The organism is Chitinophaga varians, assembly GCF_014529945.1.
Classification (GTDB): Bacteria; Bacteroidota; Bacteroidia; order Chitinophagales; family Chitinophagaceae; genus Chitinophaga; species Chitinophaga varians.
Window position 1 is genome coordinate 757220 of sequence record NZ_JACVFB010000001.1, and the last position, 20963, is coordinate 778182.

Annotated in this window: 1 protein-coding gene; it reads left to right on the forward strand. The window is 52.8% G+C overall.

The genetic code is table 11. The features are described from left to right. Positions 1–23 precede the first annotated feature (23 nt). A complete protein-coding gene (locus ICL55_RS02925) occupies positions 24–20915 on the forward strand; it encodes a non-ribosomal peptide synthase/polyketide synthase (protein WP_188094540.1) in 20892 nt (6963 codons plus the stop codon). The last annotated feature ends 48 nt before the right edge of the window (positions 20916–20963 follow it).

Consider the following 20963-nt stretch of genomic DNA (forward strand, 5'->3'; position numbering starts at 1 on the left):
CCTATTTTTTTAAACCATTCACGATGTTTGATTTTAATCTCAATGAAATAATTGATCTGTTAAACGAGGCCCACGGTAGCGGAATAAGAGTTTCCTGGGAAGACGATAATTTATTGGTGGAAGCCGATGAAGACAAAGAGATTGATGCTGGTTTCCTCGATAAATTAAGAGACAATAAACAATCACTGATCGCCTATTTTAAGAAACATACATCTGCTACACCAGCGCAACATTTCTCTGGCAGCATCAAAGAAGCCCGTGAGCATGACAACGGCCCCGTGCCTTTGTCATTCAGCCAGGACCGTCTTTGGTTTATCCATCAGCTGGAAGGCAGCGTGCAATACCACATTCCCGCTGCATTGAGGCTGAAAGGTAAACTGGATGTTGCTGCTCTCCACTACGCCCTGCGCACCGTGGTGAACCGTCATGAAGTGCTGCGTACCGTGATACACCTGGAAGATGGTCATGCCTGGCAGCGCGTGCTGGAAAAAGATCAATGGGAGCTGGATATCATTGACGGCACTTCCGGATACGAAGAGGCGGACGTTTTGCAGGCGTATATCGATGAGCTGGTACAAATACCATTCGACCTCTTCAACGACCATATGCTGCGTGCTCATCTCATACAGCTGGGGAAAGAAGAATACCTGCTGGTGCTGGTGATGCATCATATCGCTTCTGACGGCTGGTCTACCGCCATCCTCGTGAATGAATTGAACGAAGCCTATACTGCGGCAGCTACCAAAAGAGAACCGGTACTGGACAACCTGGATATTCAGTTCGCTGACTATGCCGTGTGGCAACGCAAGTACCTGGCCGGGAATATGATGGATAAACAGTTGTCGTACTGGAAAAAACAACTGGATGGCGCGTCGTTATTAAATCTGCCTACCGACTACGAACGTCCGGCCGTAAAGAGCACGCGGGGCGCGTTGGTGACTTTTCATATTCATCAGTCACTGACCGCGGCGCTGGAAAAATTATCACAGGAGCATGGCGCTACGTTGTACATGACGTTGCTGGCGGCCTTCAAAGTATTGTTGTACCGCTACAGCGGACAGGAAGATATCAGCATCGGCGGCGTGGTGGCCGGCAGGATGAGAACGGAAATGGAGCGGTTGATCGGTTTCTTTGTGAATACACTGGTGTTGCGTACAGATCTGGGTGGTAACCCGGATTTTGCCACGTTATTGCAACAGGTGAAAAACACATTGCTGGATGCCTATGAGCACCAGGAAGTGCCTTTTGAGAAAGTGGTGGAAGCGGTGATGGGAGAGCGCGATATCAGCAAAAACCCGCTGTTCCAGGTCGTTTTTGTGTTGCAGAACGTACCACCTACCAAAGAACTGAAGATGGGAGAGGTGGTGATGCAGGACGAAAAAATTATGCGTACCACCAGCTTGTTCGACCTTTCCTGGTCGATGGAACAAGGGGCTGATGGGATAGAAGTGGAAGTAGAGTATTACACGGATATTTTCAGCGAAGCCACCATTCAGCGCATGGTACAGCATTTCCAGGTGCTGCTGCAATCGGCGGTGGACCATCCTGCTACGCCTATTGGCATGCTGAATATGCTCAGTGAAGCAGAGGTGAATCAATTGCAGGTGTCATTTAATGACACCGCCACGCTGTATCCCTCCGCAGAAAGCGTGGTATCTATTTTCGAAGGACAGGTGGCGGTGTCGCCGGATGCGCCGGCGGTTACCTTTGGTAAAAAGCTGCTGACCTACAGAGAGCTGGACGAGCAGGCCAACCAGGTAGCGAATTACCTGGCGGAGCAGGGCATTCAGCCGGGTAATACCATTGCGCTGTTGTCGAGACGCGGCATAGAAATGATCGTGGGCATCTGGGGCATTTTGAAAAGTGGCAATGCCTACGCACCCTTCCATACCGGCTATCCCGCCGACCGCTTGCAGGGCATGATGGAAGATGCGGGTATCACTACGTTGTTATATACCAGCAAAGAATTGTTCCATACTTCCGGTATGAGCGCGTTTACCGCAGGACTGGATATTTCCGCGGCGCGTAAAAGCGCTATAACGCCGCCGGGCATACGCACTGGCGGGGACGCCTGCGTGAATGTGATGTATACTTCCGGCACCACTGGCCGTCCTAAAGGGATTGCCATCACCAATAAAAACCTAATCAATCTGGCGTTTGACCGTGGCGCTACCTCGGTACTGCCTACCGACCGACTGCTGCAATGTTCCAACTACGCGTTTGACGGCTCCACCTTTGATATTTACAGTGCGCTGCTCAACGGCGCCTGCCTGTGTATGGTGGAAGACGATGCGGCCATCGATGTGTTTGAATTGTCCAGGATCATCGCTGCGGAGAAAATTACCATCGCGCTGTTCCCGACGGCGTTGTTCCACAACTTCGTCGATAACCAGGTGCTGGGACTGAAACCCATGCGGAAAATCCTGTTCGGCGGCGAAAAAGCCTCGCTGCCGCATTTGGAAAAAGCGCTGGCGGTGCTGGGACAGGACAAGCTGGTTAACATGTACGGCCCTACGGAAGTAACCGTGGCCGCTACCTGCTACGAGGTGAATGATGTTACCGGAAAAATCTCTGTTCCTATCGGTGCTCCGATGGCCAATACCAGCATCCGGATACTGGATGAAAATAAACAACTGGTGCCCATCGGTGTGAGCGGTGAAATTTATGTGGGTGGTGATGGTGTGTCGTTGGGGTATGTCAACAAAGAAGAATTAACTGCCGAAAAATATGTGACGCTGGAAGACACACCCGGCCGCTGGTATCGTACCGGTGATAAGGCCTATTGGCTACCGGACGGCACGATCGCCTATGCAGGCAGAATAGACGACCAGGTGAAGATCCGCGGTCACCGCATAGAGCCGGGAGAGATAGAACGCGTGTTAAACAACCTGCCCGAAATAGGCGACAGCTGCGTGGTGGTAAAACAGCAACACAGTGGCGAAAAGAGACTGGTGAGCTATTATGTGCCGCAGCAGGAAACCCTGCAACAGAAAGAATATGAGCTGTCGCAGTTGCAGATTGCCAGCTGGCGCGCTCTGTACGATACGGCTTACAGTAAAACTGACGAGATAGAAGACCTGGATGAAGAATTCAATATCACCGGCTGGAACGACAGTTTCACCAGCGGAGCTATCCCCGCAGCAAACATGCAGCAATGGGTAGACGATATTACCCGTTTGATCATAGCCCTGAAACCTAAACGGGTACTGGAAATTGGTTCTGGTACGGGATTGATCTATTATCCGATTGCTGACCATATAGAACGATATATCGGTACGGACTTCTCCCGTGTGTCGGTAGAACAGATCCTGCGCCGCATCGCCAAAGGGGAGCGCCGTTATCCGGATACAGAAATGAAACTATGTGCTGCCCATGAAATCATCCTGGATGAAAAAGAAGAGATCGACCTGGTGATCTTAAACTCTATTGTGCAGTATTTCCCGGGCGCGGCTTACATGACCGACGTGCTGGCCAAAGCCATTACGCTGTTGAAAGGGAAAGGCCGCATTGTGGTAGGCGACGTACGTGACCTGCGTTTGTTGCCTTCTTTCAAACGCCGCCTGCAGCTGGACAAGTTGCATGATAAAACCAGCACCCGTGAATTTGAATGGAGCGTAGACCAGGAGGTGTTAAAAGAAGAAGAGTTGTGTTTTTCCCCGGCCTATTTTTATCACCTGCAAACCCGCTTCCCGGAAATTACCCATGTAGAAATTGTATGGAAGCAAGGGGATTATATCAATGAGTTGAGCCTTTACCGTTATACAGTGATCATGCACATCGGTACGGAGCAACCTGTATTGCAGCCGGATTGGCAGCCATGGGACCTCATTGCGGATAAAAGCACTATTCTCGATCAGTTGACGAACCGTATCCCGGTGATCGCATTGCAGGATGTGCCGGGCCATCGCGTGTGGAGAGAAAGGATGCTGGAACATGCGCTGAAGAACCATCTGTTCAACAACGTAGGTGATTTATCCGACTATATCAATGAGCCTGATGCGGTCACCCATACCGTGAATGAAATACTGAGCGAAGCCACCGCCGCCGGCTACAGCTATCGCTTTTTCCTGGATGAAGATCCGTTGAAAGTAAACCTGCTGATAGAACGTGATCCGTTCGATGGTTTTGTGGACCAATCCTACAGTAACAGCATCAGCTTCGCTGACACCGTGAAAACAAACGTGCCGTTGTTCACCGATATCTGTGAATCGCTGCAGAAAAATATCAAACAGCAACTCCTGGACCGCCTGCCGGAATACATGGTGCCGGCCGATTTTGTGGCCTTGCAGAAGTTGCCGCTGACCGGTAACGGCAAGGTAGACCGTAAATTCCTGGCGGCCTGGGAAGATATACAACGCAAACGCCTCATTAACTACGTGGCGCCCACCAATGAAACAGAAGCACGACTGGCCGATATCTGGCAACATCTGCTGGGAGTAGATCGTGTAGGCATACAGGATAATTTCTTTGAATTAGGTGGCCACTCGCTGCTGGCTACCCGCGTGGTGGCCGCCGTGCGGAAAGACATGGACGTGGAGCTGACAGTGAAAGATTTCTTCATCTATCCTACCATCGCCCTGTTGGCAGTATATCTGCAACAACAGGAGAAAGGGTCGCACCTGCCGCCGCTGATCGCCGGACCGAGACCAGCCAGCATTCCGCTGTCATTCAGCCAGGAACGTTTGTGGTTCATCGACCAGCTGCAGGGCACCGTGCCTTATCATATGCCGGTGATATTACGACTGCATGGCAACCTGGACGTGCAAGGCCTCGAATATGCGCTCCGTAACATCGTGAACGGACACGAAGTATTACGTACCGTTATCGCCCCTAAAGATGGCGTCGCCTGGCAGCAGGTGATGGACAAAGACCAGTGGCAACTGACGCTGGTGGCGGCCACACCGGAGCTGTCTGACGAAGGCGCCTTAAAGCAATTGCTGAGCAGCCTTGCAGACGCACCCTTTGATCTCTGTCGCGATCATATGCTGAGAGCGCATCTGCTCCCGCTGGCGGCAGACGAACATCTGTTGTTGCTCACGATTCACCACATCGCCTGCGATGGCTGGTCCATCTCCATATTGGTAAAAGAGCTGGTGGAGCTGTACCGCGCCTATGCAGAGAAACGTGCGCCTATACTGGAGAAACCGGAAATACAATATGCCGACTACGCCCTCTGGCAGCGTAATAGTTTTGAAGGGACCGTTCTCCATGAGAAGATGGCGTACTGGAACCAGCAGCTGAGCAACATGCCGCCGCTGGAACTGCCAACAGATCATACCCGCCCGGCAGTGCAACAGTTTAATGGCGCTATCAGCTGGTTCCATCTGGATCAGGAATTAACCGGCCAGCTGCAGCAGTTCTCCAAAGAACAGGGCGTTACCCTGTTTATGACCCTGCTGACGGCCTACAACGTATTGCTGCAACGCTATAGCGGCCAGGATGATATTTGCGTGGGCTCCCCGGTGTCTGGCAGAACGCAGCAGGAAACAGAAGGGCTGATAGGCTTCTTCCTGAATACGGTAGCTTTGAGAACCGATCTCAGTGATAATCCTTCTTTCCTCTCCCTGTTGCAACAGGTGAAAAACACCACGCTGGACGCGTACGAGCACCAGCAGGTACCGTTTGAGAAAATAGTAGAGCAGGTGGTGAAGGACCGCGACATGAGCCGTAGTCCTTTGTATCAGACCATGTTCATCTTGCAGAATACGCCACCCGTGCCGGAATTGTTGCTGGGGGATCTGCATCTGGCTTATGAAGAAGTATCTCATAAAACCACGTTGTGTGACATCACCGTTTCTTTGGAAGAACAGGCAGATGGCATCCGTGGTTATGCTGAATATTGCACGGATTTGTTTAATGCCGACAGGATTAAACAGATGATGAAGCATTTTGAGCAGCTGCTGCGTTCCATTATAAGCGCGCCGGCGGCTCATATCAATGCGCTGCGCATAACCACTACCGCAGAGGAAGAACAGCTGCTGGCGGCGTTTAACAGTCATGTAGCGGATTATCCGCGCGATAAGACCATTATTGATCTGTTCCATCAGCAGGTGTTGCTGACCCCTGATGCGGTGGCTATCGTAGCGGAAGATAGACAGTTGACCTACCGTGAGCTGAACGAGCAAACCAATCAGCTTGGTCATTATTTAAGGAAGAAAGGTGTCCGGGAAGATACGCTGGTGCCGGTGTGCCTGGACCGTAGCGCAACCATGATCGTCGCGATACTGGGCATCCAGAAGGCAGGCGGCGCCTACGTTCCCATCGATCCGGAGTATCCGGAAGACCGGATACGCTTTATGCTGAACGATATTGACGCCGGCATGCTGCTGACGGATATCACCAGCGCCGATAAACTGACGGCTGTAGCGGAGAATGTTTCACTTGTTCTACCGGATGCACAATGGGACATCATTTCCAGGGAACCGGTAACGCCCGTTGAAACATCGTTGGCGCCTCATCACCTGGCTTATATGATTTATACCTCCGGTTCTACCGGGCAGCCTAAAGGGGTGATGAACGAACATGCAGGTGTAGTGAACCGTTTGTTATGGACGCAGGATTATTTCAAACTGGGTGCCGGCGATGCCGTATTGCAGAAAACAACTTTCTGCTTCGACGTATCCGTTTGGGAATTGTTTTGGTCACTGACAGCAGGCGCTAAGCTGGTGTTTGCCAAACCGGGCGGACATAAGGAAGCCGGCTACCTGCGCGACGTGATCGCCGCACATCAGATCACCACCCTCCACTTTGTGCCATCTATGCTGGACGCATTTTTGGACGATATGCCGGCCCATGCCTGTGCATCCCTGCGCAGGGTGCTGTGTAGCGGTGAAGCGCTGAAGCCGCAGCAGGTGGTGCGTTTCCATGAGAAATTCCAGACAGCAGCCTTGTATAACCTATACGGCCCTACGGAAGCGGCTATTGATGTCACCTGCTGGCATGCCCAACGGGGCTTACCGGTAGATATGGTGCCTATTGGCGCGCCGGTGGCCAATACCCCTCTCTATATCCTTGACAGGGCCGGAAACCTGGCGCCGGCAGGCATACCCGGGGAGCTGCATATCGGAGGAATACAGGTGGCCCGCGGGTACCTGAACCGTCCGGAGCTGACCGCCGAGAAATTCATCCGGCATCCGTTGCTGTCAGCTACCGCAGGGAGGTTATACCGTACCGGCGATATCTGCCGGTGGCTGCCGGACGGCACGCTCGAATACTTCGGCCGTATCGACGACCAGGTGAAAGTACGCGGCTTCCGCATAGAACCGGGAGAGATCGAAAATATGCTGACGCAGTGCCCACTGGTAAAAGAAGCGGTGGTATTAACTAAAACCGGCCCTGATGGTAATAAATCCCTCGTAGGCTACGTGGTGCCCGATGGCAGCTTTAAGCGCGAAGAGATCGTCGCTTATCTCCGCAGCCGGTTACCCGAATACATGATACCATCTTTCTTCACAGCAATAGATAAAATGCCGTTAACGGCCAATGGAAAAGCCGACAGGAAAGCATTGCAGGCATTGCCGACCGACTTATTGCCACAGCGCACCTATGTAGCGCCACGGAATGAAATGGAGCAGGTGCTGGCAGATATCTGGCAGGAATTACTGCAGCTGCCGCGTGTAGGCGTGTACGATAACTTCTTTGAACTGGGAGGACACTCCCTGTTGTCCATGCGTATGGCAGCCGCCCTGCGGAACAAGATGGGCGTGGAAACAACCGTCAGGTCCATATTCCTGTACCCCGTGATGGAGGAACTGGCAGCCTTTCTACAGCAGCAAACCGGACAAACATCTTTGCCGGGCGTAAAAGCGGTAAAACGGCCCAACCGTATCCCGCTCTCCTTCGCACAGGAACGTCTCTGGTTTATAGATCAGCTGGAAGGCAGCGTGCAATATCACGTACCGGCAGTATTACGGCTGCGCGGCTCACTGGACATCGAAGCCTTGTCCACCGCACTGCGCAGCGTGGTGAACCGGCATGAGGTACTAAGGACCGTGATCCGGCAAAATGATGGCCGCGGCTATCAATACATACTGGAGCAGGACAACTGGACATTAAACATCACCGATCAACCGGCATATAAAGAAAATCCGGCCGCCCTGGAAGCCTTCATCAAAAAGGTAACAGATGCGCCGTTCGATTTATCAGCAGATCATATGTTGCGGGCCGACCTGGTCGTGCTGGGCGCTGAGGAACACATCCTGATCATCACCACCCACCACATCGCTTCTGATGCCTGGTCTACCGGTATTCTGGTGAAAGAACTGGTAGCGTTTTACATGGCCGCATCTACAGGCGCCAAAGTGCACCTGGACAAAATGGATATTCAGTATGCAGACTATGCGATCTGGCAACGGACTTATATCACCGGTGACATACTGGATAAACAACTGGCTTACTGGAAAGAGAACCTGGGAGGCATCACGCCATTGAACTTACCGCTGGACTACCCAAGACCACCGGTGAGAAGCACCAGGGGAGGCGCCGTCAGCTTCCAACTGCCTGCCGAGCTCACCACGCAGCTGCATCAGTTGAGCCGCCAGGAAGGCGTGAGCCTTTTCATGACATTGTTCACCGCCTTCAATGTGATGCTGCACCGCTACAGCGGACAGGAAGACATCTGCGTAGGCAGCCCGATAGCCGGCAGAACACAGCAGGAAATAGAAGGCCTCATCGGCTTCTTCGTGAACATGCTGGCGTTGCGGGTGAACCTGAGCGATAATCCTTCTTTCCGCTCCCTGTTGCAACAGGTGAAACAAACCACCCTGAATGCCTTTGAACACCAGGAAGTGCCATTTGAAAAAATAGTGGACCAGGTAGTGGTGGACAACGACAGAAGCCACCGGCCGGTATTCCAGGTGGTATTCGGTTTGCAGAACAACGTGAACCAGCCGGACCTCCAATTCGGTGATGTTGTTTTGTCAGAAGAAACGGTAGCACATACTTCCGCCAAGTTCGATCTCGTATTCAGCATGGATGAAGATGAGGACGGCCTGAATGGAACGGTGGTATATTGCGCCGACCTGTTTAATGAAGCTACAGTAGCCCGCATGGTGGGGCATTTCCAGCAACTGTTGCAGGCGGTGGTGTCATCGCCGGCGCAGCACATAGCGCTGTTGCCGATGCTTACGGCTACGGAAGAACAACAGCTCTTGTCCGTAAAAGGTACTTACGAGAAAGAATATACGAAACAGATCACTTTTGTAGACCTGTTTGAAGCGCAGGCCAATCGTTTGCCGGATGCTATAGCTGTAGTGTTTGACGATCACGCCTTTACTTATCGGGAGCTGAATGAACGCGCCAATTGTCTGGCACATTACCTAAGAAGCAGAAGAGTGAAAGCGGGCACGCTGGTGCCGGTTTGTATGGAACGTTCGGCAGACATGGTTGTCAGCATATTGGGCATCCTGAAAGCAGGCGGCGCCTATGTACCGGTGGAGCCGGATTTTCCGGAAGATCGTATCCGCTTTATGCTGGAAGATACTGACGCCTCCAATATCATCACCCTTGGTAAATATGCGGACAAATTAAAAGCGGGTCCTGCGGATATCATCTTACTGGATGATGACTGGAATGATATTAAAGTACATGGAACGGATAATATACCCGGCATTACCCGGGCGGAGCATCCCGTATATGTGATTTATACGTCCGGTAGTACCGGTCAGCCTAAAGGCGTAGTAGTGACGCATGGCAACCTGGCAGATTACATCTCCGGTCTTACCCATGCATTACCGATAAAGGAATGCCGCTCTTTTGGATTGATGTCCAGTATGGCCACCGACCTCGGTAATACCGTGATTTTTGGTGCGCTGGCCAATGGTGGCGCTTTACACATCTTCTCTAAAGAGATGGTACAGGACACTACGCTGCTATATAACTATCTGGACAAACATCCGATAGACTGTATGAAAATAGTGCCTTCCCACTGGAAAGCATTGTGTTTGCAGGACCGGTTACTGTTACCGGAGAAGCTGCTGATCTTTGGTGGTGAAGCGTTGGAGTCTTCGGTGGCAACGGCTGTCTACGCGGCAAGCAGGGACTGTGTGGTGGTTAACCACTACGGACCTACGGAAACGACCATCGGCAAGTTGTTGCACATCGTGGACAGGGATGCCACCTACGGCGAAACTATTCCGGTAGGTAAACCTTTCTCTGCCACACAGGTATATGTGCTCAGCAACGAGCTGCAGTTATGCCCGGTAGGCGTTCCCGGCGCGTTGTATATCGGTGGGGAAGGCGTTGCGGAAGGATATCTCCATAATGAAACATTGACCGCTACTAAGTTTATCACGGATCCGTTTACCCCCAACGGCAGGTTATACAGCACCGGTGATATGGTGAAATATCTCCCGGACGGCAATATCCTCTTTATGGGCCGTGTCGATGACCAGGTGAAAATACGGGGTTACCGTATCGAGCTGGGCGAGATAGAAAGAGCACTGAACAACTGTGCTACGGTGAAACAGGCCGTGGTGATCGTCAAAAAAGATCATCTCGACAACAAACGACTGGTGGCGTATGTAGTGGCGGAAGAGGATGTAGATAAAGAAGAGATACTGCAGCAGCTGACATCGCAGCTGCCGGATTATATGGTGCCATCCCTGTTGATGGTACTGGATTATTTCCCGCTGCTGGCAAACGGCAAGGTCGATAAAAAATCACTGCCGGACCCTGATGGACAGGACCTGCAAACGGATAGTTATGTAGCGCCGCGCAACGAGGTGGAACGTACCTTGGCCGGTATCTGGGAAGCGCTGCTGGGCGTAGAAAGAGTAGGGATCAACGACAACTTCTTCGCTTTGGGCGGTGATTCTATCATCACCATCCAGGTGGTGAGCCGGGTGAGAAGAGCCGGCTACGAATTACAGGTGGGCGACCTGTTCGATTATCAGACTATCGCCATGTTATACGCGGTGATGTCTGCCCGTAAAGGCGCCGCTACGGCCCTTTCTGCCGATCAGGAAGTGCAAAGCGGCAGCTGTGGCCTCTTGCCGGTACAGCAATGGTATTTTGAGAAAGAAGAAGGCACCGCGCCGTCTCATTTCAACCAGAGCATGTTGCTGAAGATAGATAAACGTATTCCTTCCTCCACCTTGTCTGCCGCTATCATGCAACTGGTACAGTACCATGACAGCCTGCGATTCAAATACACGCAGGGTGCCAACGGATGGGAGCAGGCATACAGCGCTACCGAGGCGATGCTACATATCGTGAACCTACAGACGGAATCATTGCAGGAGCTGCCGGGAATGCTGGAAACGTATGGCAATAGCTACCAACGCAATATCGACGTCAGCAAAGGTAGTTGTATCTGCCCTGTATTGTTCTTAACACCTGCGGGAGACACACATAACCGTTTGCTGCTGGCCATCCATCACCTGGCCGTAGACGGGGTGTCATGGCGTATACTGCTGGAAGACCTGGAACGTTTGATCGACGGCCTGTATCGCAACGAGCCGGTATCGCTCGGCAAAAAAAGCAGTTCTTACCGGCAGTGGCATGAGGCGCTGGTGAAATATGGACAGATAGACCGTTTGCTGAAGCAGGCAGATTATTGGTCCGGCATCGTGCAGCAATATCAGCCTTTGCCGGTAGATAAAGCCTACGACGGCGTGCTGCGGATAAAAGATATGGAGAGCTGTCAGGTGAAACTGGATGCCTCCTTTACACAGAAATTATTACACGAAGTACCGGCGGCCTACCGTACGGAGATCAACGATGTACTGTTAAGTACCCTCGCGCTGGCGCTGCATGGCTGGGCCAACAGCGATGTGCTGATCGGACTGGAAGGGCATGGCAGGGAAGACATCGACAAAGGAATCGATGTGGGCAATACTGTTGGTTGGTTCACCAGTCTTTATCCGGTATTGTTGCCCGGTAATACCATGGGAGATGCCGGTACACTGGTGCGCAACCTGAAAGAGCAGATACGCCAGGTCCCCGACAAAGGCATTGGCTTCGGCGTACTGAAATATCTCAATAAGCTGGCAGCCTTACAGGGCAATGATCCCTGGGATATTACCTTCAACTACCTCGGCCAGTTTGATACTGTTGCCAGCGGTGGTAAATGGTTTACCATTACAGACGAATCAGCCGGCGCAGATGCGGGAGATGACTACACCGTACGCCGCAAAATAGCGGTGAACAGTATGGTGACCGGCGGAGAGCTGGTGCTGGACTGGAGCTATAGCAGTAAACATTATAACAGCGATACCATCGCGAAGCTGGCGAAGCGGTATATCGATGAACTGCAAACCATTATCTTACAGGCGGTAGCACAGGCAGCGCAACAGCCGCTGCTGACGCCATCCGACTACGGACTGGGTGGTTTGGTGAGCAATACAGAGCTGGACCGGTTCCTGGACATGCCGATGCCTGGCGGCACCAAACGCCGCGAGGAAATCACCGCGATGTACCGCCTGAGCGGCCTGCAGGAAGGCATGCTGTTCCACGGTTTGTATGACAATACCGTAGACGCCTACACGGAACAGTTTACCTACCTGCTGCATCAAACAGACATCGATGCTTTCATCGAAACATGGCAACACCTGTTACAGCAGCATACCATCCTGCGCAGCGCATTTTATCATGACGCCTTCCATGTGCCGGTACAATGCGTGTACCGTCAGGCGCAACTGCCGGTGACGTTACTGGACTACCGTCATCTGAACGCCGCCGCGCAGGAAGCCGCCTGGACCGCCCATGAAGCGGAGGTGCTGCAACAGAGCATGGATTTTACCGCGCCGCCGTTAATGAAGATGAGCCTTATTCAGTTGCAGGATGATACCTACCGCATGGTGTGGACTTATCATCACCTGTTGCTCGATGGCTGGTCTATGCCGGTATTGCTGGAGGAGATGCTGCGTACCTACGAAGCGCTGGCCTCCGGAGAACAACCCGAAGAAACTGCCATCGATCATTACGAAGAATATATCCGCTACCTGGACCGCAGGAATAAAGACGAAGAGGGTGCCTACTGGCGCGGCTACCTGGCCGGTATTGACAACAGCACCCTGTTGCCGTTTATCAACAGTGCAGACAGAACAAAAGCGCAGGGACTGTACAAAACCACGCCGGTAGTACTGGATGCTGCTCAGACACGTGTCATTACCGCCTATGCGCAGCAACACCGTCTTACCGTCAACACCCTGATGCAGGGCGTGTGGGGGTACCTGTTGTACCGTTATACCGGCAATCAGCACGTGGCTTATGGCGCCATCGTGTCCGGCCGCCCGGATGATATGCCAGGCATCGAGAGAAAGGTGGGCATGTACATCAATACATTGCCGGTGCATATCGCGGTGGCCCCAGACCTGTCTGTCACCGACTGGCTGCGTGACATCCAGGCGGCGCAGGTACAAAGCCGCAAGTACCAATACACGCCGTTACGTGACAGTCAGCGGTATACCCCTGTTACCGGAGATCTCTTCGATACGCTGATGGTATATGAAAACTATCCGGTGGATGAGGAAACACTTTCTTACCCCTGGAAGTTACAGATAGAACAGCTACAGGTAGAAGAACATACCAACTATCCGTTGAGTATTACGATAGGCGTAGGACAGGAGATTACCATCCTGTTGCAGTATAATACTACCCTGTTGTCTCCGGCTTACATCGCACAAATCAGCGATCATTTCACACAGGTGCTGGAATACATTGTCCGGTATCCTGCTGCGAAAATCGGGGATGTGGTGCTGCTGAACAAGAACGAGCAGGAACGTATAGCCGTCACCTTTAATACTGCCGCACAGCCGCTGGTCCCTGCCGGGAAATCAGCCATAGACCTGTTTAAAGAACGGGTGGCCCTCATTCCGCTAGAGACGGCGCTGGTATATGAAACACAGGCGCTTACTTATCAGGAATTGGATAAACGTTCTGATCAGCTGGCGTTGTACCTGGTGAGCAGAGGAGTACAGAAAGAAACCCTGGTGCCGGTTTGCCTGGAACGCTCCCTGGACATGGTGGTGGCCATATTGGCGATACTGAAGGCCGGCGGAGGTTATCTCCCGATTGACCCGTCCTATCCGGCCGCGCGTATCAGCTACCTGCTGGAAGACAGCCGTGCCACGATGATGATCAGCAGTAGCGACGTGGTGAAGCGCATGGACATACCCGCACATATTCAGCTGATTAATACAGATGATGACTGGATGGCGATCAAAGGAGAGCCAGGCATCACGCTCGGCACCACTCCTGCGCCGGACGATCTCGCGTATGTGATCTATACCTCCGGTAGTACGGGCCATCCGAAAGGAGTGATGATCGAGCATAAAGGACTGGTGAACCTGGCCCTGAATATGGAAGCGGTACTGCCATTGAAACCGGGAATACGGGTATTGCAATTCTCGGCCTTCGGCTTCGATGCCTCCTGCTTCGAGATCTTCAGCACCTTGTTGAGTGGTGGCTGCCTGGTGATCCCACACAAAGAAGACTTACTGTCGGCCGATAAGTTTGGCGAAATGGTGAGACAACACGAGGTGGAGTTGTTGCTGCTGCCGCCTTCTTACCAGCATACCATCCGGGAGGAACTGGGTACCATCAAAACTATCATCTCCGGCGGTGAAGCCCTGAACCGTGAAGACACAAGATATTTCCAGTCGAAAGGCATCCGTGTATTTAACGCTTACGGCCCTACGGAAAACAGCGTCATCACCAGTATCTCAGATAGTCCGTTACAAGGCGATACCGTTGTTATTGGTAAGCCACTGGCCAATGGACAGGTATATATACTGGACCAGCAGGGTGAGCTGTGCCCGATAGGCGTGGCCGGCGAAATTTGTGCCGGTGGCGCCGGCGTGGCACGCGGGTATTTGTATCGTCCCACCCTCACGGCGGAGAAATTTATACCAGACCATTTCAGCGGTCAGCCGGGTGCCCGTCTGTACCGCACCGGTGACCTCGGTCGCTGGCTGCCGGACGGCAACATCGAATACCTGGGCAGGATAGATGACCAGGTGAAGATCCGTGGCTATCGTATAGAACCGGGAGAAATTGAGAACGCCCTGCTGCAAAGTGGTTTCGTCACCCAGGCAGTAGTGCTGGTGAAAACAGATGACAACGGGCATAAACGTTTAGTCGCCTACGTAGTGCCGCAGGGCACTTTCGAAAAGGACCAGATACTGGCGTCGCTGAAAGACAAACTGCCGCCGTATATGGTGCCATCCTTACTGGTGGCGATGGAAAGAATACCGGTCACCGCCAACGGGAAAGTAGACAAGGCTGCATTGCCGGAGCCATACACCGCCACTACCCATACCCGCGCTGTCCTAAACGGCGAGGTGGAACAAACCTTGGCCGTTATCTGGGAAGAATTGCTGGGGGTGAAGAACATCGGCAGAAATGATAACTTCTTCGAACTGGGCGGCGACTCGATTATCACCATTCAGGTGGTGGGCAGGGCCAAACGTTTTGGATACGATCTGAAACCGAAAGACCTGTTTGTGCACCAGACCATCGCCGGACTGGCCGCATCGCTGGCCACCGGCAAAGAGAAAGTCATTCGCAGCGAACAGGGCGTACTCACCGGCAACAGCGGACTGACGCCTATCCAGCAGTGGTACCTCGAAGACGAAACGATCGCCAAACATTTTATTCAACAGTTATTTGTTGGGATCGATAAACAAATCGATGCTACGATAGCAGAGACCGCGGTGCAACAATTACTGCTCCGTCATGATAGCCTCCGCTTTACATACACCCATAAACACAATGGTTGGCGGCAGCATTACGGCAACTATGCCGGCGAACTGGAAGTAGTGGACCTGCGCGATATCGATGCCGCGGATTATGCCGCCACACTGGCCAACTACTGCGATCAGTTCCAGGCCAGTTTGCAGCCGGAACAGGGAATCCTGGTACGTGCCGTGCTGTTTTTAACCCCTGATTCCGAAGCAGCCAACCGCCTGCTCATTATCGTGCATCACCTGGCGGTAGATGGTGTGTCATGGCAGATTATGCAGGACGACCTGGAAATCATGCTGGACAGCCTTTCCAAAGGAACGCCGGTGACAGCCGCCCATAAAACCAGCTCCTACCGCGAATGGCAACAGGCGCTGGTGGAATATGGACAGCGTAAGCCGCTGCTGCAGCAACGTGACTACTGGCAGGATATCGTGCAACAGTACCATCCGCTGAAAGTTGATAAGCCCTACCATGGTGAGCTGACCGGCAATGATATGGATACCTATGTCATGCACCTGGACGCCACCCTGACACAGCTGTTGTTGCAGGAAGCGCCGAAAGCCTACCATACAGAAATCAACGACATGCTGCTGACTGCCTTGTCTACCGCGCTGCACGCCTGGAACGGCGCCGGTGTGGTGGTAGGTCTGGAAGGCCATGGCCGTGAGGAAATTTCCGCTAACATCGATATCAGCAATACGGTGGGTTGGTTCACCAGTCTGTATCCTGTATGGCTGAACAATAGCGCGGACACCGCACCCGGTATCTTATTAAAAGAGATCAAGGAACAACTGAGGCAGTTGCCACAAAAAGGCATCGGTTATGGTGTCCTGAAATATATCAATAATGAGGAGGCCTTACAAGGCAGAGATCCGTGGGACATTACCTTTAACTACCTCGGGCAGGTAGATGCTGCCAGAAGAAACAGTAAATGGTTCAGTGCTGCGCCGGAAGCCCCCGGTACCGGTAACACCACGGATGTGAAAGTCCGCCATAAAATTTCCGTAAACGGCTCCGTGGAAAATGGAGAACTGGTGTTGTATTGGAGCTATAGTACTCATCACTATCACGGCAGTACGATACAGGCGCTGGCAGAGAAGTACCGTGCACAGTTGCAGCAGCTGATTGCCCACGCGGTAGCCCAGGCGAATCTGCAACCCGTGTTCACACCATCGGATTATGGTTTGGGAGATATCGTGACCAATACGGAACTGGACCAGTTCCTCGATGCGCCGCATGCCGGCGGCGGAACCCGGAGAAACCATATCACAGGCCTGTACAGGTTGAGCAGTTTGCAGGAGGGGATGTTGTTCCATGGATTGTATAACAGCAGCGATGGCATCTACATACAACAGCTTTGCTGCACCCTCGATGCGCCGGATATCCCGGTGTTAAAAGCAAGCTGGCAACACCTGGTACAGCATCATAGTGTATTGCGCAGCAGTTTCTTCGCCAATGTGTTCCGGATTCCGGTACAGTGCGTACAGCAGCAGGTGACCATACCATTCGATGAGCTGGACTACCGGCAGATGGACGCTGCCGCGCAGGAAGCTGCATGGACAGCCTACGAGGCGGCCGATCTGGTGAAAGGCTTCGATTTCAACACGCCGCCGCTGATGCGCATCGCCCTGATACGGTTGGCGGATGAACAGTACCGCATGGTATGGACGTTCCATCACCTGTTGCTGGATGGCTGGTCCGGGTCGGTGGCCGTGGAAGAATTGCTGCAAACATACGATCAGCTGATGGCCGGTAAAAAACCGGTGGTGACAGAAGAAGAGAAGTACGAAGATTATATCCGCTACCTCGAGCGTCGTGATCAGGAGGAAGAGATGGCCTACTGGAAAAACTACCTGGCATCGGCAGACAGCGGTACGCTGTTGCCTTTCATCAGCGCCACGGCAGAACGCACCAAAGGCAAGGGTATCTACGAAGTGCAGGAAATGCAGCTGGAAGGAGCGAAGGCGAAGCAGTTGTTGTCCTACGCGCAACAACACCGTATCACTGTCAATACCGTAATACAGGCCGTATGGGCGTACCTGTTATATCGCTATACCAGTCAACAGCAGGTTACCTACGGCGTAACGGTTTCCGGTCGCCCCGACGATCTGCCTGGCGTGGAAAAACGCGTGGGCATGTATATCAATACCCTGCCTTTCCATACCACCATCGACAGAGAGCAGGGCATTGCCGCCTGGCTGCAGCAAATCCAGCAGCAGCAGGTGCAGAGCCGCGAACATCAATATACCTCGCTCAATGATATGCAGCGCTGGATGGAAATACCGGGAGACTTGTTCGACAACTTCCTGGTATTTGAAAACTATCCGGTCAGCGATCTGCTGAGCACCCACCAGTGGCAGCTGCAGATGGATAATATCGAGATGCGCGACCATGCCAACTATCCTTTGGGCATTGCGGCAGTGGTGGGCGAGTCGGTAGCGGTGAGGTTCAAATACAACACCGCGTTGCTGGACCGCGTGTATGTAACGGCCCTGCGCGGACATTTCCAACAGGTGCTGGAGTTTATAGTGGGCCACCCGGCTGCCAGCATCCGTGATATTGTGCTGCTGAACAAACAAGAACAAGCGCATATTGCGGTGGACTTCAACGCCATGCCCGTAACTTACGACGCTGCGGAGAAAACCATTATAGACCTGTTCAGAGAAAGGGTAGCGGTAGCACCGGAAAGCATTGCGCTGCTGTTTGAAGAGCAGGTGCTTACCTATCAGGAACTGGACATCCGCGCCAATCAGCTGGCACATTACCTGGCGGGTAAAGGCGTGCAACAGGAAACACTGGTGCCTGTTTGTATGGAACGTTCACCTGAAATGATCATCGCGATATTAGGTATCCTGAAAGCGGGAGGGGCGTATCTCCCTATCGATCCGTCTTATCCGGCGGCCAGGATCACCTACCTGCTGGAAGACAGCCACGCCACGATGCTGGTCAGCAGCCGTGAGCTGGCGGATGAACTGGATACTCCCGCACACATTCACATCATCAGAACAGATGCCGACCGCAGAATGATCAATAGCCAGCCAACACAGGCGCCGGCTGTTGTTCACGCACCACGTCATCTCGCCTACGTTATTTATACATCCGGCAGTACAGGCAACCCCAAGGGCGTAATGATCGAACACAAAAGTGTAGTAAACCTGGCCCTGAGCCAGGCAGCATCCCTCAGATTAATACCTGGTATGAGAACATTGCAGTTTGCAGCTTTCGGCTTTGATGCATCCTGCTACGAAATCTTCAATACCCTGTTAAGTGGTGGTAGCCTTGTACTCCCCCGGAAAGAAGACCTGCTGGCCGCTGATAAATTCGGCGATATGGTACGCAAACACCAGGTAGAACTGGTGGTATTGCCACCGTCATACCAGCATACCATCCGCGAAGAACTGGGGACGATTAAAACCATCGTGTCTGCCGGTGAACCGCTGAACCGCGAAGATGCTAAATACTTCCAGTCCAAAGGCATCCGCGTTATTAACGCTTACGGCCCTACGGAGAATACCGTTTGTACCAGCCTCACCGACGATCCGCTTCGGGGCGACACCATCGTGATCGGTAACCCGGTGGCACAGGTGCAGGTGTACATGCTGGACCCGCACGGGGAACTGTGCCCGGTAGGGGTAACCGGCGAAATCTGCGCCGGTGGCGAAGGCGTGGCACGAGGATATCTCTATCGTCCTGAACTGACGGCGGAAAAATTCATCCCGGATACTTTCTCCGGAAAAGAAGACGCCCGCCTGTACCGGACCGGTGACCTCGGCCGCTGGCTGCCGGACGGCAGCATCGAATACCTGGGCAGAATAGATGACCAGGTGAAAATACGCGGCTACCGCATTGAGCTGGGTGAAATCGAAAACGCGCTGGAACAGTGCGAAGGCGTTAGTCAGGCTGTGGTAGTGGCCAAAGGCAGCACCGACAACAAATCGCTGATCGCCTATGTGCTGCCGGACGGCACATTCGACCGCGCGGCCATCATCGCTTATCTGGAAAGCAAGCTGCCGGACTACATGGTGCCATCTCTGTTAATTAAAATCGATAAGATACCGGTAACCCCTAATGGTAAAGTAGACAGGAAAGCCTTACCTGATCCGGACGCAGGCACATTGTCTGAAAATGCTTATGTGGCGCCCCGCAATGAAACGGAAGAAGTGCTGGCAGACATCTGGCAACAGCTGCTGGAGGTAGACCAGGTGGGTGTTCATGACGACTTCTTCGCGCTGGGTGGTCACTCACTGTTATCCATCCGTCTGATCGCTGCTATCCGCCGCAAGCTGGGTAAAGAAATTGCGCTCAGCAATATCTTCGAGACGCCTACCATAGCAGGATTGGCCGCCAGTCTGGATACACCCGCCGCAGGTGAACAAACCGCTACCGAAGAAAGCCACATCATCCCGTTAAACAAAAGCAATAGCCGGACGACGGTATTTATTGTACCGGGTCAGGATGGATTGGCTGACGGGTACGATGAACTGGCCAAGGGGCTCACCGCCAGCGCCGCTGTATACGGTATACAAATGCCGGGCGTGATGGAAGGAGAACGCCCGCTCTATACAATCGCCGCTATCGCTGCACAAAATATCCGTTGGATAAAAGCACTGCAACCACATGGTCCATATCGTTTCATTGCCCATTCCTTCGGTGCATATGTGCTGTATGAGATGGTGCGCCAGCTGGAAGCTGCGGGAGAAACCGTTGCCTTTGCGGCCATACTGGATGCAGATGCTCACCCGGGACATATCGACGTGCTGCAACAAGGCGCTATCACTTACCAGGATATCTTCTACGACTCCGTGGTGGAGGTGCTGCATGAGAATAATATCATCGCCACTACGCCACCCGACTGGGTGACCGACTTGAAGCAACTGGTGCGGCCATTGGACATGAAGGCGGTAGTGCCATTTATCTCCAACTACCTGAAAGGAAAGATAAGTGACGATAAACGGGCGCATGTGGACTTTATCATGCGGTTAACGGATATCAAGGTAAGCAACATTGAGGTGTTGAATGCTTACCTGATAGAGGGGCAAACCAATGCCGGTCTGCACATTGTAAAGGCCGCATCTGCCCAATGGAAAGATAAAGGGGAAAGCCTTGGATGGGACGCCCATACGAAAACAGTAAAGGTATTTACCGCCCCGGGCGATCACTTCTCCATGCTAAAGCAGGAGAACGCCGGACCGTTGGCACAATACCTCAACGAACAGTTGTCAGTACACTAGGTGAAATACGCTGCCCTGGGCTACGGCCCGGGCAGCATTCTTTTTGAC